Genomic DNA, 17,820 nt, shown 5'->3' on the forward strand with positions numbered 1-17,820 from the left:
GGGTCAGGCCACCGCTTTGAGCGCCTCGGCGAGATCGGGAAGGATGCGCTCGGCCGCCTCCTCGCCGAGCGCGATGGCTTCGGCCGCGCGGTGGAACTCGAAGAGCCCGATCTTTGACAGGCGCGGGCCGATCAGGACGTTCGGTGGGTCTCCGGCCAGGCGTTGGCGGGCGATGCGTTCCTGCGTGGCGTTGAAGGCCTTGGCCATGACCGTTGGAATGCCCGGCGCCCGCGCCATGGCAATGCGCGGATCGAGCCCCGTCGCCGGCGCGTCGAGCGACAGACCGGCGCGCAGCGGCCGTGTCAGGGCGCGGCCAAGACCCCGTCCCAGCCCCCGGCCGATGCCGCGGCCGAGATTGACCATGGCCTTGACGCGCGGGCGGCGTTCGACCAGCGGCAGGGCTTCGTCCTCTGGGCTGGTGCCGTGGTCCTGGATGACCGTCGCGCGGCCGAGCGCATCGGCATTAAGGCTCACCGCGACGACGAGGCGGGCGCCGAGCGCGCGGGCCACCGAGACGGGGACCGGGTTGGACAGCGCGCCGTCCATCAGCCAGCGCCCGCCGATCCGGACCGGCGGCAGGATGCCGGGGAGGGCGTAGGAAGCGCGCAAGGCCGTCATCAGCCGGCCGCGGGTGAGCCAGATCTCGTGTCCCGTGCCGATCTCGGTGGCGACCGCCGTGAAGCCGATGGGCAGGTCCTCGATTCGCGTCTCGCCGATCTCCCGCTCCATGAGCTGGGCGACGCGGGTCCCGCCCATGAGGCTGCCGCCCGAAATGGCGATGTCGACGAGCGAAATCACGTCGCGTCGCTTCAGCGACAGCGCCCAGTCGGTGAAGGCGTCGAGCTTGCCAGCCGCATAAAGCCCGCCCACGGCGGCGCCGATGGAGGTGCCGGCGATGACATCGGGTTCGTAGCCCGCCCGGACGAGGGCGCGGATGACGCCGACATGGGCGAGCCCGCGGGCCGCGCCACCACCCAGAGCCAGGCCGATGGTCGGCCGCGGCGGCGGCGTCGTCCTGCTCTCGGCAAAGTCGGTGGGCTCGGTCGCGGCCCGACGGCGGCGCAGGCGCAGCATGGCTCAGAACGCCGCGCGCAGGCGTTCGGCGTCGCGCGGTACGAGCCGCACCGTCTCCAGAGGCCCGCCGGTGGGGATGGCGCGATAGAAGCAGGTGCGCCGGCCGGTGTGGCAAGAACCGCCGTCGCCGCCGACATTCACCTTCAGCCAGACCGCGTCCTGGTCGCAGTCGATGCGCATCTCGACGATGGTCTGGATCTGCCCGGACGTGTCGCCCTTGTGCCAGATCGCGCCGCGCGAGCGGGACCAGTAATGCGCCTCGCCGGTTTCAACCGTCAGCCGAAGGGCGTCCTCGTTCATATGGGCGACCATGAGGAGGTCGCCGGTCGCGGCATCCGTCGTCACGGCGGTGATGAGCCCGTCCGCGCCGAAGCGGGGAAGCAGGCGGTCGCCTTCCTCGCGCTCCGCTTTGGTCGGGGCGGCGTCGGATGCTCGGGCGGGTTCGGCGCACATGGGCGGTGGTCCTGCGCAAAAGGCTGAAGTCGGCACCCCTTCTAGCGCGGCCCTGTGGACAAACCCAAGCGCAGGGCATCTCGGCGGTACCGACCGGCCACCGCGTCAAGGTTAACCAATGGTTCCGCTCGTCCCGGCCGTCCCGGCTCATTACCTTGTCGACCTCATCCCCGGAGGCCCCCATGAGCGAGCAGAGAGACCTTTTCTCGACGTCCGTCCTTGCGGACCAGAGCGAACTGAAGGCCCATGCGGCGCTCTACGAGGCGCGCGAGGCCGCCGGCATCCCGCCGGAACAGCCGGCCATCATCACAGCGCCCCCGCGCGTCATCCGGCAGGGCGGGGCGGCTGCCGCGCGGGCGCTGCGGGAGCGGCTGGTCGAGGAGCATCGTGCCGTCGTCGTGCAGGCGGCCGAGCGTTTCGGCGGCAAGGACGGCGGCATCCCCGCCCGATCCATCCTGCGCTTCCGGCTGTCGGACCTGCCGCGCCTGATCCGACCGGATCGCGACCCGCCGGCCCGCGACTGACGTGGCTGCGTCCCGACTTACCATTGCGGCGCGAAAGGCCCTGATGCTAAGAGGCCGGGTCCGTTTCCTGTCCCACCGGGTGAAGTCCGCATGTCCGTCGACCAGGCGACCGTCCGGCGCATCGCGCATCTCGCGCGCATCGCCGTGACCGAAGAGGAGGTTCCCCATCTCCAGGGCGAGCTCAACGCCATCCTCGCCTTCGTCGAGCAGCTGAACGAGGTTGACGTCTCCGGCGTCGAGCCGATGACCTCGGTCACGCCCATGGCGATGAAAAAGCGCCAGGACGTCGTCACCGATGGCGGCATCCCTGAGCAGATCATCGCCAATGCGCCGGAGCGCGAGGGCCATTTCTTCGCCGTGCCGAAGGTCGTGGAGTAAGCCATGACCGACCTGACCCAGCTGACCATCGCCGAGGCCCTCGACGGCCTGAAGCAGAAGTCCTTCTCGGCCACCGACCTCACCCGCGCCTATCTCGCCGCCATGGAGAAGGGCCGCGGCCTCAACGCCTATGTGCTGGAGACGCCGGACAAGGCGCTCGCCATGGCCGGGGCCTCCGATGCCCGCATCGCCCGCGGCGAGTTCGGCCCGCTCGAAGGCATTCCGCTCGGCGTGAAGGACCTGTTCTGCACCGCCGGCACGCGCACCACGGCCTGCTCGAACATCCTGCGCAACTTCGTGCCGACCTACGAATCGACCGTCACCAGCAATCTCTGGCGCGACGGCGCGGTCATGCTTGGCAAGCTCAACAATGACGAGTTCGCCATGGGCTCGTCGAACGAGACGAGCTGTTTCCCCGGTCCCGTCAATCCGTGGCGGCGGCAGGGCGCCAACGACACCACGCCGCTGGTTCCCGGCGGCTCCTCGGGCGGCTCCTCGGCTGCGGTTGCCGCCATGCTCTGCGCCGGTGCCACCGCCACCGATACCGGCGGCTCGATCCGCCAGCCGGCGGCGCTCACCGGCACCGTCGGCATCAAGCCGACCTATGGCCGCGTGTCGCGCTGGGGCATCGTCGCCTTCGCCTCGTCCCTCGACCAGGCCGGCCCGATCGCCCGCGACGTCATGGATGCGGCGCTGATGCTGCGCTCCTTCGCCGGACCTGACGCAAAGGACACGACCTGCGTCGACCGCGCCGTGCCGGACTATGCGGCCGCCGTCGGCAAGTCGATCAAGGACATGACCATCGGCATCCCCAGGGAGTACCGGATCGACGGCATGCCGGCCGAGATCCAGAAGCTGTGGGACGACGGCGCACAGATCCTGAAAGAGGCCGGCGCGAACATCGTCGAAATCTCGCTGCCGCACACCAAATACGCCCTGCCGGCCTATTACATCGTCGCGCCGGCCGAGGCCTCCTCGAACCTCGCGCGCTATGACGGCGTGCGCTACGGCCTGCGCGAACCGGGCAAGGACATCGTCGATCTCTACGAGAAGACCCGTGCCGCGGGCTTCGGCAAGGAGGTCCGCCGGCGCATCATGATCGGCACCTACGTGCTCTCGGCTGGCTATTACGACGCCTATTACGTCCGGGCGCAGCAGCTGCGCACGCTGATCAAGCAGGACTTCGAGCAGGCCTATGCCTCCGGCGTCGACGCCATCCTGACGCCCTCGACGCCGTCAGCCGCCTTCGGCATCGGCGAGAAGGGTTCGGCCGATCCGGTCGAGATGTACCTGCAGGACGTCTTCACCGTCACGGTGAACATGGCGGGCCTGCCGGGCATCGCCGTCCCCGCCGGCCTCGACAACCAGGGCCTGCCGCTCGGCCTCCAGCTCATCGGCCGGGCCTTCGACGAGGAGACCCTGTTCTCGGTGGCGAGCGTCATCGAAAAGGCCAAGGGCCGTTTCCCCGTCAGCGACCGCTGGTGGGGCTGAGCCGATGATCCCCGCCCGGGCCGTCGCGATCGCTGCGCTGACGGTTTTCGGGTGGGTTTTCCTCGTGCTCGCCGGTCTCATGGCCATCTATGTCGGGCTGGCGGTCTGGGCCGGCGACCCGCGCTTCAAGATCGCCTATCTCGGGCTGTTCCTGCTGCTCGCCCTCGGCGCGGCCTTTGGCTGCCGGCACATGGCACGGCGCATCGGCCGCTAAGCCGTGGCGCCATGGGGCTGCATCGCCTTGCGGGCGGCGTTTGAACAGTAACTTAAGGGACAAAGGGGATAGTCGCGCGGACCGGTTGTCCATGCGGAGCGTCGCTTGTCCTCCATCCATCCCTCTCTCGACGCGCCCGTTGCCCGCGGCGCTGCGGCCCGCGCCCTGACGCTGCCGGTCTTCGCCGCAGCCATTTTCTTGTCGGCATTCCTGCTGTTCTCGGTCCAGCCGCTGTTCACCAAGATGGTGCTGCCGGTCCTCGGCGGCACCCCGGCGGTCTGGTCGGTGGCGATGGTCTTCTTCCAGGGCGTGCTGCTCGCTGGCTATCTCTACGCCCATCTCCTCAACCGCTACCTCGGACCCGGCCGGGCCGTCCTTGTTCACCTCGCGCTGATGGCCGCCGTCTTCGCGATCGCGCTGCCGATCGCGCTGGCGCCGGGCTGGGGGCGCCCGCCCGCCGATGGCGAGGCGCTGTGGCTCATCGGGCTCTTCGCAGCCTCGGTCGGACTGCCCTTCTTCGCCATTGCCGGCAACGGCCCGCTGCTCCAGGCCTGGTTCGCGCGCAGCGGCCATCGCGATGCGGCCGATCCCTATTTCCTCTACGGCGCGTCCAATCTCGGCTCCTTCCTGGCGCTGCTCTCCTATCCCTTCGTGGTCGAGCCGCTGCTGGTGCTGAAGACCCAGTCGATCCTGTGGAGCGGCGGTTTCGCGCTGCTCGCCGTGCTGATCGCCGCCAGCGGCGTCGTGCTGGCGCGCGGCGAGCGTCCGGCCGTCAGCGCGTCTGCGGTGGCGGCAGGGCCCGCTCCGGCCTGGCGCGACCGTCTCGCCTGGATCGGCCTCTCGGCCGTGCCCTCCGGCCTGCTCGTGGCGCTCACGGCGCACCTGTCCACCGATGTCGCGGCCGTGCCGCTGCTCTGGGTGGTGCCGCTCGCCCTCTTCCTCCTCACCTTCGTCCTCGCCTTCCGCGAGGGCGGTGGTGGGCTCCACCGGGTGATGCTCGCCGTGCAGCCGCTGCTGCTGGCTGCCCTCGTCTTCGCCATGGCTCTTTCGGCCAAGGTGCCGTGGCCGGTCGCCGCCGCGCTCCACCTCGGCTTCTTCTTCGTCGCCACGATGGTGTGCCACGGTGAGCTCTACCGCCGCCGCCCGGCCGCCGGCCATCTCACCGAGTTCTATGTGATGCTCTCGGCGGGCGGCGTGCTCGGCGGCCTCTTCGCCAGTCTCGCGGCGCCGGTGCTGTTCAACTCGATCCTCGAATATCCGATCCTGTTGGTTGCCGCGGTCGCCTGCCGTCCCGGCATCGGCGCGGCGCTCGCACGCCTCGGCGCGGTGCGTGTCGCCATGGGCATCGTTGCTCTTGGCGGCCTGGTGGTCCTGCAGGCCGCAACCGGCATGACCGCCTCGACCTTGCCGGTCCTCACCTATCTGCTGATCGTTGCCGGTATCGCCGCGCTGATCGTGCTGGGGCGCGAGACGCCCGCCCTGATGCTCCTCGGCATCGCGCTGTTCTTCGCGTTGACCCAGGCGCCGGTCATGCCGGCGGGCACGCTCGCCCGCGAGCGCTCCTTCTTCGCCGTGCACGAGGTCAAGGTCACTGAGAACGGCCAGGGCCATCTGCTCGTCCACGGCATCACCGTCCACGGCGCGGAGCGCGTGCGCCATCCCGACGGCACGCCGGTGACGGGGCGGCCGGAGCCGGCGAGCTATTATCACCGTGCCGGCGCCTTTGCCGACGCCATCTCGGCGCTGCGCGCCACGCGCGGTGGCGGGCCGCTCAAGGTGGCGGTGATCGGGCTCGGTGTCGGTTCGCTCGCCTGCTATCGGCAGGAGGGCGACGCCTGGACCTTCCTGGAAATCGATCCCGTCGTCGTGCGCATGGCGCGCGACGCCCGGCTTTTCGCCTCGCTCGGCCGCTGTGCGCCGGACGCGCCGGTGGTCATCGGCGACGGCCGCCTGACCCTCGCCGACCAGCCCGGTCGCTTCGACCTCATCGTCGTCGACGCCTTCTCCTCCGACGCGATCCCGGTGCATCTCCTCACCGAGCAGGCCTTCGCCACCTATCTCGGCAAGCTCGCGCCGGACGGCGCCCTCGTGCTCCACATCACCAATCGCAACATGGACCTCCAGCCGGTCGTCGCGGCGTCCGCCGCAGCGCATGGCCTCGTCGGTGGCGTGCGGGAGGCGGTGGTCGAGGGGTCTGTGCGCGAGACGCTCGCGGGAACGGCGCGGGTGACGATGGTCGCCCGCCAGCCGGAGCATCTCGGCAAGGTTGCCGCGGATCCGCGCTGGCAGCCGCTCGCCGTCCCAGCGGGCTTCCGCGCCTGGACGGACGATTATTCGAACATCGTCGGGCCGATCCTCAGGCGTATCGGAGCCCCCTAGGCGGCGACACCCGCATTCGCGCGGATATCGCCGCGGTCCGGGCGCAACGGGATGCGCCGCACGGACCCTAGTCGGGCAGCGGGGGGAGCCGCCCTGGCGGAGGGGGACCGCCTGTCAACAATTACGCGACGTGGTTCCGGCCGGATGTGTCGCCGACGAAAAAAGTTTGGCACCCGCGACGGCCGGTCGCATCCGATCGCTGACCTGTGGTGTAAAACCTGAGACGGCATGGTCGGGGAGGCCTCGGGGGCGACGATGGCGGCGACGACGATCGATCTGAAGGAGGCGCTCGCGGCCTGTGCGGCCGGCGACAGGGCCGCCCTGCGGGCGATCTATGAACGGGAATGCGCGGCGATGATCGGTGTCGCTACGCGGATCGTGAAACGGCGAGAACTCGCTGAAGAGGTCGTCCAGGAGGCCTTCGTGCGGATCTGGCGCAACGCCCATCGCTACAATCCCGAGCTCGGCCCGCCGAGGGCCTGGCTCTATGCGATCGTGCGCAACCAGGCGATCAACATCCTCAGGAGCGGCCGGCGCGAGGATCTCGTCGACGAGGTGCCGGAGGACGTCGCCTCGGCCGTCGAGGCCCATGCCGCCGCCGAGCGGCTCCCCGAAGGCCAGGCTCTGCGCCGCTGCCTCGAAGGCCTGGAGGTGCGCCGCCGCACCAGCCTGCTGATGGCCTATGTCGACGGTTTCTCCCATGGCGAGATTGCGGGACGCCTCGGCCTGCCGCTTGGCACGGTCAAGGCCTGGATCCGGCGCTCGCTGATCCAGCTGCGGGAGTGCATGGGATGACCGACGACCTTCTCGCCGATGCCGGCGAATATGTCGCGGGTCTGATGAGCCCCGAGGAGGCCGAGGCCTTCGAGCGGCGGCTTGCGGCCGATGCGGAGGCGCGGCGCGCCGTCGGCGACTGGCGGGCGCGCCTCCTCGCGCTGGACGAGACAGCGACGCAGATCACCCCCTCCGAAGGGCTGTGGCCGCGGATCGAGGCGGCGATCGGCACGGTGCCGGCCAACGCCCCCGCCGCGCCCGGCCTTTTCGCGCGCATCTGGAACGATGTCGCGACCCTGCGCTGGGCTTCGCTCGCGGCGGCCGCTGCCGCGGCGGTGCTGGCCGTTCTGCTGGTTGCGCAGCCCTTCTCAGGCGGCGCGAAGCCGGTCGTCGTCGCGGTGCTCACGGCGCCCGACACCCGCGAGGCCGGCGCCATCGTCGAGGCTTTTGCCGACGGGCGGGTGAGGGTGGTGCCGCTGCGCGCCATTCCGGTTCCGGAGGGCCGCACCCTCCAAGTCTGGACCCTCTGGGACCGGCAGGTCGGTCCGCGCTCGGTCGGCCTGATGCCGGCGGCGCGCCAGCAGGATTATGCAACGAGCGGCATGCCGCGCCCGGCCGACCAGCAGCTCTACGAGATCACGCTGGAACCGGCGGGCGGCTCGCCGACGGGACGGCCCACCGGGCCGATCCTCTATGTCGGCCGCGGCTCCCGGCCGCTGTGAGGCCGTGCCGCGGCCGGGCAGGTCTCAGAACTGGCGGCGCATGCCAAGTGTGACCATGTTGGCGCCGGCGCTGGTGCGGGTTCGCGTTCCGTCGCGGGCAACGAACTGAAGGTCCGGCACGGCGAGGTAGCGATAGCCGATCTCGAGCGTGGTGCGGTCGAAGACCGAGATTCCGACGCCGGCGGCGAGGTTGTAGGCGAACCGGCCGTCGCTGTCGTCCATGATGACGCCGGTGGCAGAGACACCCATGCGGCGAAGCTCGACCTGCGAATAGCCGACGCCGCCGCCCACATAGGGCGTGATGCGGGCGAGCAGGCTGTCGGCCGGTAGGCCGGCGAGAGTTGCGAGGTTGAAGTCGAGGAAGACATTGGCGAAGCCGCCAAAGCTGCGCAGGTCACCGAAGGAATCGATGCCCGCGACGCGTGCGCCGTTCACCGTGTGGGTCTTGATGGAGAACTGGGAGCGGCCGAATTCCAGTTCGCCGCGCAGGCCGACGCCGCCGAGAACCGGGCCGAAATTGTAGCCGGCCATCAGGCCGTTGTAGACGCCCAGCTCATACTGGTTGGTGACATTGACGCCGCCGCCGCCGATGTCGAAGCGCGTGTCCCGCGCCGCGCCAAAGCCGTTGCGGGTGCCGAAATAGAAGCCCGACAGGCTCGCAGGGACCGACAGCGGCGCGATGCCGGAACGGACCGGGCCCGTCATGTCCGCGGCATTCGCCATCGAAAGGCCAGCGCCAAGGCCGAGGGCGGCACCGAGGGCAAGGGATTTGATCATGAAGGTCTCCGGCGGTGGGGGTCATGGGCCTGTCGGCCCGTCATCGATGGCCGCGGTTGCGGCCGTCGTCGGGAACCACCTACGCTGGAGGGACGGGTGGCCGGTTCACCGGACGGGTGGCAACAAATCCGTGATCGTTCCGTGATCGGACGGCGACCGCGGCTTGCGCCAGCGCGGTGATCCGGCCATCAGCGACCTCGGCTATTGCCGTCCGCCGCCCTATTGGCTACCCAGTCCGCTTCACGGATACCGTCGGGATCGCCCCTGCCATGACCGCCCATGCCAATCCGAAGAACCTCATCCCCGGCGCCACCGGCGACTGGGAGGTGGTGATCGGCCTCGAGATCCACGCGCAGGTGGCCTCCAATTCCAAGCTGTTCTCGGGCGCGGCTGTGGGCTTCGGCGATGCGCCGAATGCCAATGTCAGCCTCGTCGATGCGGCCATGCCCGGCATGCTCCCCGTCATCAACGAGGAATGCGTGCGCCAGGCGATCCGCACCGGCCTCGGCCTCAAGGCGAAGATCAACCACCGCTCGGTCTTCGACCGGAAGAACTATTTCTATCCGGACCTGCCGCAGGGCTACCAGATCAGCCAGTACAAGAGCCCGATCGTCGGCGAGGGCGAGGTCACCGTCGACCTCACGCCCACCGAGAGCATCAAGGTCGGCATCGAGCGGCTGCATCTCGAACAGGATGCCGGCAAGTCGATCCACGACCAGCACCCGACCCTGTCCTATATCGACCTCAACCGCTCCGGCACGGCGCTGATGGAGATCGTCTCCAAGCCCGACCTGCGCTCGGCCGACGAGGCCAAGGCCTATGTGACGAAGCTGCGCACCATCCTTCGCTATCTCGGCACCTGCGACGGCGACATGGAGAAGGGCAATCTGCGCGCCGACGTGAACGTCTCGGTGCGCAAGCCCGGCGATCCCTTCGGCACGCGCTGCGAGATCAAGAACGTCAACTCGATCCGCTTCATCGGCCAGGCCATCGATTACGAAGCGCGCCGGCAGATCGGCATTCTCGAGGATGGTGGTTCGATCGACCAGGAGACGCGCCTCTACGATGCGGCGAAGGGCGAGACGCGCTCCATGCGCTCCAAGGAAGAGGCGCATGACTACCGCTACTTCCCCGATCCGGACCTGCTGCCGCTCGAATTCAGCCAGGCCTATGTGGACGAGCTCGCCACCCACCTCCCCGAACTGCCGGACGCCAAGAAGGCGCGGCTCATCGCCCAGTACGGCCTGACCCCCTATGACGCCTCCATCCTGATCCTGGAGAAGGAGAGTGCCGACTTCTTCGAGGCGGTCGCGAAGGGTCGCGACGGCAAGACGGCGGCCAACTGGGTCATCAACGAGCTGTTCGGCCGCCTCAACAAGGAGGGCAAGGACGTCACCGCCTCGCCCGTCACGCCTGACCAGATCGGCGGGATCATCGACCTCATCCAGGCCGGCACCATCTCCGGCAAGATTGCCAAGGACCTGTTCGAGATCGTCTTCACCGAGGGCGGCGACCCCGCGGCCGTCGTCGAGGCGCGCGGCATGAAGCAGGTTACCGATACCGGCGCCATCGAGAAGGTGATCGACGAGGTCATCGCCGCCAATCCCGACAAGGTCGAGCAGGCGAAAGCGAAGCCGACGCTGCTCGGCTGGTTCGTCGGCCAGGTGATGAAAGCCTCGGGCGGCAAGGCCAACCCGGCGACCGTCAACGATATCCTGAAGGCCAAGCTCGGCATAGAGTGAGAGGGCGGCCGGCCTTGGTGAGGCAAGGCCGGTAGGGCGACAGCAGATGGCGGGCTTGTGGACGTCCAACATCGAGCGCGATCCGCGCTATCGCGGGGCCGCCGAGGCCCTCGAGGCTGCCGGCTATGCCATCGCCATCAGCGATGGGCTCATCGAGGTCGAGAACGAGGAGAGCGGCGATCGCCAGCGCTTCCGTGCCCGCAAGGAGCTGCTGGCCTTCGCGAGCGCCATCGCCTCCGGCGAACAGCCCCAGCCGGTGAAGCGGAGTGCGCCGATCCGCAACGGGCAGGGATTCGGCGGGCGTCAGCCGCGCCCCGAGGCGCGGGACAGTGATCCCCCGCCTGCCGAGAAAGAGCCCGAGCTCGACCTCGCCAAGCTGAAGGCGCTGTGCCAGGCGCTCGTCATCGAGCGCGATGCCTGGAAGGCGCGGGCGCAGATCCGTGAAACGGCCGCAGCGGCGGAGCCCTCCGGCAGTGACGAGAAGTACCGCGCCCTGAAGAAGTTCATCGCGCGGGAATTCCATCCGGACAATGTCCGCGCCGACGGGATCGAGCGTCTGGTGCGCACCGAGGTGTTCAAGACGATCTGGGCCCATATCGAGGAGATCGAGCGCGCCAGCCGCTCCTGATCCGTGGCCTCGGTCCGCCGAATGGCAGCAGTGATCCTCTACCCCTTGCGTTAGGGCAGGCCGCACTGTTCCATCCCCGTCCCCGAGGGAGGAAAAATCATGTCGAAACGCTTCACGCTCAGCGGCTTCTGGCTGTCCGGGCCGACCTACAAGGTTGGGCTCATGCTCAGCCTGTGCGGCGAGGGCTTCGCCTATCATTCGGTCAATCTGCGCGCCGGCGAGCACAAGAGCCCCGCCTTCATCGCCAAGAACCGCTTCGGCCAGGTGCCGGCGCTGGAGGATGCCAAGTCCGGCATGGCGCTCTGCCAGTCGGCGGCGATCCTCGAATATCTCGCGGCCGAGCTCGGCAAGTTCGGCGGCGAGGGTGCCTGCGGCGCCGGCCAGGCACGCGAGTGGATGTTCTGGGACTTCGATCGTCTCGCCGCCCCGATCTATCGCCTGAGGGCGCAGCGCGCCGGCTTCCGCACCTTCAGCCAGCCCATCGTCGAGATGTATTTCGCCGAGGCGGGCGCGGCCCTCAAGGTCCTGGAGGAGGCGCTCGGAAAGACGGCCTGGCTCTGCGGCTCGCAGCCGAGCATCGCCGATATCGACGTCTATGGCGTCGTCGCCTATGCGCCGCAGGCGGGCTTCGATCTTGCCGCCTATCCGGCGATTTCCGCCTGGACCAAGCGCATGGAGGCCCTGCCGGGCTTCATCGGCATCAACGACCTGCCCAAGGCGACTCAGGCGTGACCACCGACGCAGGCGTGACCGCTGAGGTCTCCTTGCGCGAGGCGACCGCGGCCGACGTGCCGCGGATCGCCGCGCTCATCGCCATGGGAGACGCGAAGAAGCCCATGGATGCCCCGACGGCCGAGGCGGAGGGGCATCACCCCGCCTATGCCGCGGCCTTTCGGCGGGTGGCGGCCTCGGAGGCCAACCACCTCTTCGTCGCCGAGCAGGGGGGGCGCATCGTCGGCACCTACCAGCTGACGGTCCTGCCCGGCATTGCCGAGCGCGGCCGGACCCGCGGCAAGATCGAAAGCGTCCATGTCGATCCGACGCTGCGCGGCACCGGCGTCGGCGCGGCGATGATGCGCCACGCCATCGCCACGGCGCGGGAGAAGGGCATCGGCCTGGTCGAACTCTCCTCCAACAAGAGCCGCACCGACGCCCACCGCTTCTATGAGCGGCTCGGCTTCGCCAAAAGCCATGAGGGCTTCAAGATGGCGCTCGACTGAGCGCCATCAGCCGCGCTGGCGGGCCCGGCACTCGGGGAGGAAGCTGCGCCAGGTCTTGCCCGCGGCCTGAAGGCGGGCCTTGTCGCGCCGCCATTCGGTGCCACAGGTACGCATGATCTGGTCGTTGCGCAGCTGCGCTGCCGAACGGGGCCGGCGCGTCGTCTGGCTCGACGAGCCGGAGGTCGTGGTGGAGGCCTCGGTGGAGGAGGCGCGGTTGCGGCTGGCGCGGCTCTCCTGCGCGGCGGCGAGGTCGACGGTGAGCACGAGAGCGGCGAGAGCCGCGAGGATAGCAAGGCGCATCGGGATCCTCCCTGGGAATGGACGCGAGCTTCAGCCGCTCAACCCAAACCCGGCGTGAACGTCCTTCCGGTTGTATTGTTCTGCTAAATTGCAACCTGTCCAATGCGGCATTGCACGGATAAGGCGGAACGGCAGGCCTGTTCGCCGGTCGCCGTCGTGCTAGCGTGCCGCCGCGGTCGCCGAGGCGGCCGGTTGCCCCGGAGAGATCCATGAGCGAGCGCCCCATCGACCTGCATTTCTGGCCGACGCCAAACGGCTGGAAGATCACCATCATGCTGGAAGAATGCGGGTTGCCGTACCGGGTGATCCCCGTGAACATCGGCAAGGGCGACCAGTTCAAGCCGGAATTCCTCGCCATCGCGCCGAACAACCGCATGCCGGCCATCGTCGATCCGGACGGGCCGGGCGGTGCCCCGATCTCGGTCTTCGAGTCGGGCGCCATCCTCATGTATCTCGGCCGCAAGACCGGCAAGTTCTATCCGCAGGACGAGCGCGGCCGCGTCGCCGTCGAGGAATGGCTGATGTGGCAGATGGCAGGCTTCGGGCCGATGCTCGGCCAGACCCACCATTTCCGCATCTATGCGCCGGAGAAGATCGACTACGCCATCGAGCGCTACACCAAGGAAGCGAACCGCCTTTACGGGGTGCTGAACCGCCGCCTCGAGGGGCGCGACTATATTTGCGGCAGCTACACCATCGCCGATATGGCCTGCATCGGCTGGGCCAAGCTCTGGGAGCGCCAGGGCCAGGACATCGCGCAGTTCCCGAACGTGAAGGCCTGGATCGACCGGATGTTGGCGCGTCCCGCCGTGCAGAGGGGCCTTGCGGTCAACAAGGAAGACCGCACCAACGCCGCTGTGACCGATCCCAACGCCCGGGCGGTGCTGTTCGGCCAGACGGCGCGCTGACGCGCGCCGCCCGTTTGGCCCTTAGTTGACCCGCGTCCAGGTCTGGCTGCGGCACACGAGGCCGCCGAGCACGCAGCCGGACAGGCTCATGCTGTCGGCGTTCGGCATGGTCATGCGGCCGCTATAGGTCTTGCCGTCCTGGAAATTGTAGAGCGAGCCTTCCCAGGCGTTGGCGCCGGCAGGGCGCATGGTGATCATGCGGACGCCAACGAGGGCGAGGCTGCGCAGGCTGGCGTTCTCGTTCTTCTCGTCGGTGGTCTGGCCGCGCGCGGCGACAATGGTGCCGCAGATCTGGCCGCCGCAATCGGCGAAGCGCACGCGGGTGTCGCCGGACTGGCTGACGAAAGTGCCTGTGGGGCTCTGGGCGGCGGCCGGCAGGGCGATCAGGCTGGCGAGCGCCGCCAGGATAAGGCTTGTCTTCATGCTGTTGCTCCCGTGCCGCCCTCTGCGGGGCGGGCGCGGGAACAGTGACGCCAGCCCGGGCGGGCGTCCACTCCGCCGTCCGTCGATGGGACGGCCATTCAGGATCTCGTAGCGTTAATTCATCATTGACCTATGGGAAGCAAACTCGCCGCCATTGGGTCAACCGCGGCCGCCCCCCGGGCCGTGCAGTCATGGGAGATCATGCGATGACCGTGATGTTCCTCGCCGAGGCGGATGCCCCGTCGATTGCGCCTGAAGAGCTTGAGAACCGTCCGCCGCGCGAACTCGGCACGCTCTATGCCGCCGGCCGTGTCGTGCCGCGCGACCTCGTCGCCGCCCATATGTGGTTCAACATCGCGGCGATGCGCGGCGATCGCGAGGCCGCGGTGCAGCGCCAGGAGGTGGCCGCCGAGATGAGCCGGGACGAGATCGCCCAGGCGCTCAGCTGGGCGCGGGCCTGGCTCGATTCCAAGGGCCCGGTGACCGCCTGATCAGGCGGCGGCCAGCCGGGCGCGTTCCTTCTCCACGTCGGGCAGGAAGATCGTGAGCAGGCCGATGGCCGGCAGGAACGAACAGATCCAGTAGACGAACTCGATGCCGCGCAGGTCGGCGATCTGGCCGAGCACCGCCGCACCGAGCCCGCCCATGCCGAAGGCGAAGCCGAAGAACAGCCCGGCGATCATCCCGACCTTCCCCGGGACCAACTCCTGCGCGAAAACCAGGATCGCGGTGAAGGCCGAGGCCATGACCAGGCCGATAATGCCCGTGAGGATGGCCGTCCCGAGAAGGTTGGCGTAGGGCAGGGCGAGGGTGAAGGGCAGGGTGCCGAGGATCGAGGCCCAGATGACCGGCTTGCGGCCGAAGCGGTCGCCGATGGGGCCGCCGAGCACGATGCCGGCGGCCAGCGCGCCGAGGAAAATGAACAGCAGAAGCTGCGCGTCGCGCACCGAAACGCCGAACTTCTCGATGACGTAGAAGGTGTAGTAGCTCGATAGGCTCGCCATATAGACGTATTTCGAGAAGACGAGGCAGCCGAGCACGACCAGCGCGCCGACGACAGTGCGGCGGGGCAGGGCGATGGGCTTCACCGGCGCCGGCCTCTTCGCCTGTGCGGCGCGATGGCGGGCGTACCAGCCGCCGACCCGCACCAGGATCAGCATTCCCGTGAGCGCCAGGACGCCGAACCAGGCAACGCTCTCCTGGCCACGCGGCAGGATGATGAAGGCGGCGGCGATCGGCCCCAGTGCCGTGCCGGCATTGCCGCCGACCTGGAACAGTGACTGGGCGAGGCCGTGCCGGCCGCCCGAGGCGAGGCGCGCCATGCGCGAGGATTCAGGGTGGAAGACCGCCGAGCCGAAGCCGACGAGGCCGGCCGCGAGCAGCAGGAACGGAAAGCTGGTCGCATAGGCGAGCAGCAGCAGACCGCAGAAGGAGAAGGCCATGCCGGCGGCTAGCGAGTAGGGCAGCGGGTGCCGGTCGGTGTAGAGGCCGACGAGCGGCTGGAAGATCGACGCGGTGCCCGAGAACACGAAGGCAATGAGGCCGATCTGGCCGAAATCGAGGTCGTAATTGGCCTTGAGCACCGGATAGAGCGCCGCCACCAGCGACTGCATGACGTCGTTGAGCAGGTGGCAGAGGCTGAGGGCCGCCAGGACGCCGAAGGATGTGCGGTCGACGGCGGGCGAAGCCGCCGCAGCGACGGGGGGGCTTGTCACGGGGGCTCCTCGGGCCACGCGCCGTGTTCGCGATGCACGGCGTCATGCCCGATTGGGCGGCAGAAGCCCGGCGTGGTCAATGGGCGGCCGGCTTGGCCGCCCTGCGCGAGGTGGAGGGCTGCGGGTTGCCCTCGGGCCTCAGTTGACCTGTCGCACCGCGCCCTTGGCGGCGCTGGTGGTCAGCGCCGCATAGGCCTTCAGGGCGGTCGTCACCTTGCGCTTGCGCGGCGCCTCGGGCAGCCAGGCCGCCTTGCCGCGGGCCTCCATGGCAACACGGCGGCGGGTCAGTTCCTCGTCGGAGACGCGGACATTGATCGACCGGTTCGGAATGTCGATGTCGATCATGTCGCCCTCCTCGACCAGGCCGATGGCGCCGCCCTCCGCCGCCTCCGGCGAGGCATGGCCGATGGAGAGGCCCGATGTGCCGCCGGAGAAGCGGCCGTCGGTGACGAGGGCGCAGGCCTTCCCGAGGCCCTTCGACTTCAGATAGCTGGTCGGATAGAGCATTTCCTGCATGCCGGGGCCGCCGCGCGGGCCCTCGTAGCGGATGACCACCACGTCGCCGGCCTTGATCTTGTTGGTGAGGATCGCGTCCACCGCCGCGTCCTGGCTCTCGAAGATCCGTGCCGGGCCGGAGAAGGTGAGGATCGAGGCATCGACGCCCGCCGTCTTCACGATGCAGCCGTCCAGCGCGATGTTGCCGAAGAGCACGGCGAGGCCGCCGTCCTTCGAATAGGCATGCTCGGCGGAGCGAATGACGCCCTTCTCGCGGTCGAGGTCGAGCTCGGCGAAGCGGCGGTTCTGGCTGAAGGCGGTTTGGGTCGGAACGCCGCCGGGCGCGGCTGAATAGAAGGTGTGGACGCTCTCGGCATCGGACACCGTCACGTCCCAGCGCGTCAGCGCCGTCGCGAGGCTCTGCGAATGGACCGTCGGCACGGCGGTGTTGATGAGGCCGGCGCGGTCGAGCTCGCCGAGGATCGCCATGATGCCGCCGGCGCGATGAACGTCCTCCATGTGGACGTTGGCGACCGAGGGCGCGACCTTGCAGAGCACAGGGACCTTGCGCGACAGGCGGTCGATATCGGCCATGGTGAAGCCGATCTCGCCCTCATGAGCCGCCGCCAGCAGGTGCAGCACGGTGTTGGTCGACCCGCCCATGGCGATGTCGAGGGTCATGGCGTTTTCAAAGGCGGTGAACGAGGCGATGGAACGCGGCAGGACGCTGGCATCCTCCTGCTCGTAATAGCGGCGGGCGAGATCGACGATGAGATGGCCGGCCTCGACGAAGAGGCGCTCGCGGTTGGCATGGGTGGCGAGCACCGAGCCGTTGCCGGGCAGCGCCAGGCCGAGCGCCTCGGTGAGGCAGTTCATGGAATTGGCGGTGAACATGCCGGAGCAGGAGCCGCAGGTCGGGCAGGCCGAGCGCTCGATGACCGCGACCTCCTCGTCGGAGACGTTCTCGTCGGCGGCGGCGACCATGGCATCGACGAGGTCGACCTTCTTCAGCACGCCCTCGGCGATGAACTTGCCGGCTTCCATCGGGCCGCCCGAGACGAAGACGGTTGGGATGTTGAGGCGCATCGAGGCCATCAGCATGCCGGGCGTGATCTTGTCGCAATTGGAGATGCAGACGAGGGCGTCGGCGCAATGGGCGTTCGCCATGTACTCGACGCTGTCGGCGATGATCTCGCGCGAGGGCAGGGAATAGAGCATCCCGTCATGGCCCATGGCGATGCCGTCATCGACGGCGATGGTGTTGAATTCCTTGGCGACGCCGCCGGCCTTCTCGATCTCGCGGGCGACGAGCTGGCCGAGGTCCTTCAGGTGCACGTGGCCCGGCACGAACTGGGTGAAGGAATTGGCCACCGCGATGATCGGCTTGCCGAAATCGTCGTCCTTCATGCCCGTGGCGCGCCAGAGGCCGCGGGCGCCGGCCATGTTGCGGCCATGGGTGGAGGTACGCGAGCGATAGGCGGGCATGGTCGTTTCCGGGTTGGGGCGTCTTCTGGCCGGGCCGCATGGGTCCGTTGGCCAGCCTTTAGCCGTTCCAGGAAGCGAGGAGAAGGGGCGGGAGGTCGCGGCCGTCATCCCGCCAGCC

20 protein-coding genes are annotated in these 17,820 nt (G+C 68.9%); 13 read left to right on the forward strand and 7 right to left on the reverse strand.

Annotation, left to right across the window (positions count from 1 at the left end; all coding sequences use genetic code 11):
- Positions 1–3: 3 nt before the first annotated feature.
- Positions 4–1,074, reverse strand: a complete 1,071-nt coding sequence (locus O9344_RS08010) for a patatin-like phospholipase family protein (RefSeq protein WP_298474981.1) — start codon at positions 1,072–1,074, stop codon at positions 4–6.
- A 3-nt stretch (positions 1,075–1,077) separates the two neighbouring features.
- Entirely contained in the window at positions 1,078–1,527 is a 450-nt protein-coding gene (hisI, locus tag O9344_RS08015; protein WP_298474983.1) for a phosphoribosyl-AMP cyclohydrolase, read from the reverse strand.
- A 182-nt stretch (positions 1,528–1,709) separates the two neighbouring features.
- Here hisI and O9344_RS08020 point away from each other — a divergent pair, with 182 nt between their 5' ends.
- The 7 genes from O9344_RS08020 to O9344_RS08050 all read left to right on the forward strand — a co-directional run bounded on the left by O9344_RS08020 (position 1,710) and on the right by O9344_RS08050 (position 8,009).
- Positions 1,710–2,051: a hypothetical protein gene (locus O9344_RS08020; RefSeq protein ID WP_298474985.1), complete on the forward strand. Its 342-nt coding sequence runs from the start codon at positions 1,710–1,712 to the stop codon at positions 2,049–2,051.
- A 90-nt stretch (positions 2,052–2,141) separates the two neighbouring features.
- Positions 2,142–2,429, forward strand: coding sequence for an Asp-tRNA(Asn)/Glu-tRNA(Gln) amidotransferase subunit GatC (gene gatC, locus O9344_RS08025; RefSeq protein WP_298474987.1), 288 nt, complete (start codon positions 2,142–2,144; stop codon positions 2,427–2,429).
- Between the two features lie 3 nt (positions 2,430–2,432).
- Positions 2,433–3,920, forward strand: a complete 1,488-nt coding sequence (gatA, locus tag O9344_RS08030) for an Asp-tRNA(Asn)/Glu-tRNA(Gln) amidotransferase subunit GatA (protein WP_298474989.1) — start codon at positions 2,433–2,435, stop codon at positions 3,918–3,920.
- Positions 3,921–3,924: 4 nt separating this feature from the next.
- Entirely contained in the window at positions 3,925–4,134 is a 210-nt protein-coding gene (locus tag O9344_RS08035) for a hypothetical protein (protein ID WP_298474991.1), read from the forward strand.
- 105 nt (positions 4,135–4,239) lie between these two features.
- Positions 4,240–6,513, forward strand: coding sequence for a fused MFS/spermidine synthase (locus O9344_RS08040; RefSeq protein WP_298474993.1), 2,274 nt, complete (start codon positions 4,240–4,242; stop codon positions 6,511–6,513).
- Positions 6,514–6,741: 228 nt separating this feature from the next.
- Entirely contained in the window at positions 6,742–7,308 is a 567-nt protein-coding gene (locus tag O9344_RS08045; protein WP_298474995.1) for a sigma-70 family RNA polymerase sigma factor, read from the forward strand.
- Positions 7,305–8,009 (forward strand): anti-sigma factor, encoded by a 705-nt coding sequence (locus O9344_RS08050; protein WP_298474997.1) that lies wholly within the window; start codon positions 7,305–7,307, stop codon positions 8,007–8,009. The genes O9344_RS08045 and O9344_RS08050 overlap by 4 nt, the downstream gene beginning before the upstream one ends.
- A 24-nt stretch (positions 8,010–8,033) precedes the next feature.
- Here O9344_RS08050 and O9344_RS08055 read toward each other — a convergent pair whose 3' ends face one another.
- A complete protein-coding gene (locus O9344_RS08055; protein WP_298474999.1) occupies positions 8,034–8,786 on the reverse strand; it encodes an outer membrane beta-barrel protein in 753 nt (250 codons plus the stop codon).
- A 269-nt stretch (positions 8,787–9,055) separates the two neighbouring features.
- On the opposite strand from O9344_RS08055, the gene gatB reads away from it, so the two are divergent.
- From gatB to O9344_RS08075, 4 genes are all read left to right on the forward strand, one after another.
- Positions 9,056–10,528 carry an Asp-tRNA(Asn)/Glu-tRNA(Gln) amidotransferase subunit GatB gene (gene gatB, locus O9344_RS08060; protein WP_298475000.1) on the forward strand — a complete coding sequence of 491 codons (1,473 nt, stop codon included), beginning with the start codon at positions 9,056–9,058 and terminating at the stop codon, positions 10,526–10,528.
- 46 nt (positions 10,529–10,574) lie between these two features.
- On the forward strand, positions 10,575–11,156 hold the full coding sequence (locus O9344_RS08065) for a hypothetical protein (protein ID WP_298475002.1): 582 nt from the start codon (positions 10,575–10,577) through the stop codon (positions 11,154–11,156).
- A 99-nt stretch (positions 11,157–11,255) separates the two neighbouring features.
- The gene (locus O9344_RS08070; RefSeq protein WP_298475005.1) at positions 11,256–11,888 is read left to right on the forward strand and encodes a glutathione S-transferase family protein; all 633 of its coding nucleotides are present in this window, start codon (positions 11,256–11,258) and stop codon (positions 11,886–11,888) included.
- Positions 11,885–12,376: a GNAT family N-acetyltransferase gene (locus O9344_RS08075; RefSeq protein ID WP_298475006.1), complete on the forward strand. Its 492-nt coding sequence runs from the start codon at positions 11,885–11,887 to the stop codon at positions 12,374–12,376. The genes O9344_RS08070 and O9344_RS08075 overlap by 4 nt, the downstream gene beginning before the upstream one ends.
- Before the next feature lie 6 nt (positions 12,377–12,382).
- Here the strand turns inward: O9344_RS08075 and O9344_RS08080 are convergent, their stop codons facing one another.
- Positions 12,383–12,676, reverse strand: coding sequence for a hypothetical protein (locus O9344_RS08080; RefSeq protein WP_298475007.1), 294 nt, complete (start codon positions 12,674–12,676; stop codon positions 12,383–12,385).
- A gap of 209 nt (positions 12,677–12,885) precedes the next feature.
- On the opposite strand from O9344_RS08080, the gene O9344_RS08085 reads away from it, so the two are divergent.
- On the forward strand, positions 12,886–13,584 hold the full coding sequence (locus O9344_RS08085) for a glutathione S-transferase N-terminal domain-containing protein (RefSeq protein ID WP_298475008.1): 699 nt from the start codon (positions 12,886–12,888) through the stop codon (positions 13,582–13,584).
- A 21-nt stretch (positions 13,585–13,605) separates the two neighbouring features.
- Here O9344_RS08085 and O9344_RS08090 read toward each other — a convergent pair whose 3' ends face one another.
- Complete coding sequence (locus tag O9344_RS08090) at positions 13,606–14,007, reverse strand: DUF2147 domain-containing protein (RefSeq protein WP_298475010.1); 402 nt, start codon at positions 14,005–14,007, stop codon at positions 13,606–13,608.
- A gap of 206 nt (positions 14,008–14,213) precedes the next feature.
- Between O9344_RS08090 and O9344_RS08095 the strand changes: the two genes are divergently transcribed.
- A complete protein-coding gene (locus O9344_RS08095; protein WP_298475012.1) occupies positions 14,214–14,498 on the forward strand; it encodes an SEL1-like repeat protein in 285 nt (94 codons plus the stop codon).
- Here O9344_RS08095 and O9344_RS08100 read toward each other — a convergent pair whose 3' ends face one another.
- Positions 14,499–15,722, reverse strand: a complete 1,224-nt coding sequence (locus O9344_RS08100; RefSeq protein WP_298475014.1) for an MFS transporter — start codon at positions 15,720–15,722, stop codon at positions 14,499–14,501.
- A gap of 138 nt (positions 15,723–15,860) precedes the next feature.
- Positions 15,861–17,702 carry a dihydroxy-acid dehydratase gene (gene ilvD / locus O9344_RS08105; RefSeq protein WP_298475016.1) on the reverse strand — a complete coding sequence of 614 codons (1,842 nt, stop codon included), beginning with the start codon at positions 17,700–17,702 and terminating at the stop codon, positions 15,861–15,863.
- Positions 17,703–17,820 lie beyond the last annotated feature (118 nt).

It is taken from the genome of Phreatobacter sp. (assembly GCF_027532945.1).
GTDB lineage: Bacteria > Pseudomonadota > Alphaproteobacteria > Rhizobiales > Phreatobacteraceae > Phreatobacter.

Bases quoted from the DNA above. Each gene is read 5' to 3' on its own strand.
- O9344_RS08080 (WP_298475007.1), bottom strand. From the start codon at position 12,676: ATGCGCCTTGCTATCCTCGCGGCTCTCGCCGCTCTCGTGCTCACCGTC.
- O9344_RS08065 (WP_298475002.1), top strand. From the start codon at position 10,575: ATGGCGGGCTTGTGGACGTCCAACATCGAGCGCGATCCGCGCTATCGC.
- O9344_RS08020 (WP_298474985.1), top strand. From the start codon at position 1,710: ATGAGCGAGCAGAGAGACCTTTTCTCGACGTCCGTCCTTGCGGACCAG.
- gatA (WP_298474989.1), top strand. From the start codon at position 2,433: ATGACCGACCTGACCCAGCTGACCATCGCCGAGGCCCTCGACGGCCTG.
- O9344_RS08035 (WP_298474991.1), top strand. From the start codon at position 3,925: ATGATCCCCGCCCGGGCCGTCGCGATCGCTGCGCTGACGGTTTTCGGG.
- ilvD (WP_298475016.1), bottom strand. From the start codon at position 17,702: ATGCCCGCCTATCGCTCGCGTACCTCCACCCATGGCCGCAACATGGCC.
- O9344_RS08085 (WP_298475008.1), top strand. From the start codon at position 12,886: ATGAGCGAGCGCCCCATCGACCTGCATTTCTGGCCGACGCCAAACGGC.
- O9344_RS08070 (WP_298475005.1), top strand. From the start codon at position 11,256: ATGTCGAAACGCTTCACGCTCAGCGGCTTCTGGCTGTCCGGGCCGACC.
- O9344_RS08010 (WP_298474981.1), bottom strand. From the start codon at position 1,074: ATGCTGCGCCTGCGCCGCCGTCGGGCCGCGACCGAGCCCACCGACTTT.
- O9344_RS08050 (WP_298474997.1), top strand. From the start codon at position 7,305: ATGACCGACGACCTTCTCGCCGATGCCGGCGAATATGTCGCGGGTCTG.
- O9344_RS08090 (WP_298475010.1), bottom strand. From the start codon at position 14,007: ATGAAGACAAGCCTTATCCTGGCGGCGCTCGCCAGCCTGATCGCCCTG.
- O9344_RS08045 (WP_298474995.1), top strand. From the start codon at position 6,742: ATGGTCGGGGAGGCCTCGGGGGCGACGATGGCGGCGACGACGATCGAT.
- gatB (WP_298475000.1), top strand. From the start codon at position 9,056: ATGACCGCCCATGCCAATCCGAAGAACCTCATCCCCGGCGCCACCGGC.
- gatC (WP_298474987.1), top strand. From the start codon at position 2,142: ATGTCCGTCGACCAGGCGACCGTCCGGCGCATCGCGCATCTCGCGCGC.
- O9344_RS08055 (WP_298474999.1), bottom strand. From the start codon at position 8,786: ATGATCAAATCCCTTGCCCTCGGTGCCGCCCTCGGCCTTGGCGCTGGC.
- O9344_RS08095 (WP_298475012.1), top strand. From the start codon at position 14,214: ATGACCGTGATGTTCCTCGCCGAGGCGGATGCCCCGTCGATTGCGCCT.
- hisI (WP_298474983.1), bottom strand. From the start codon at position 1,527: ATGTGCGCCGAACCCGCCCGAGCATCCGACGCCGCCCCGACCAAAGCG.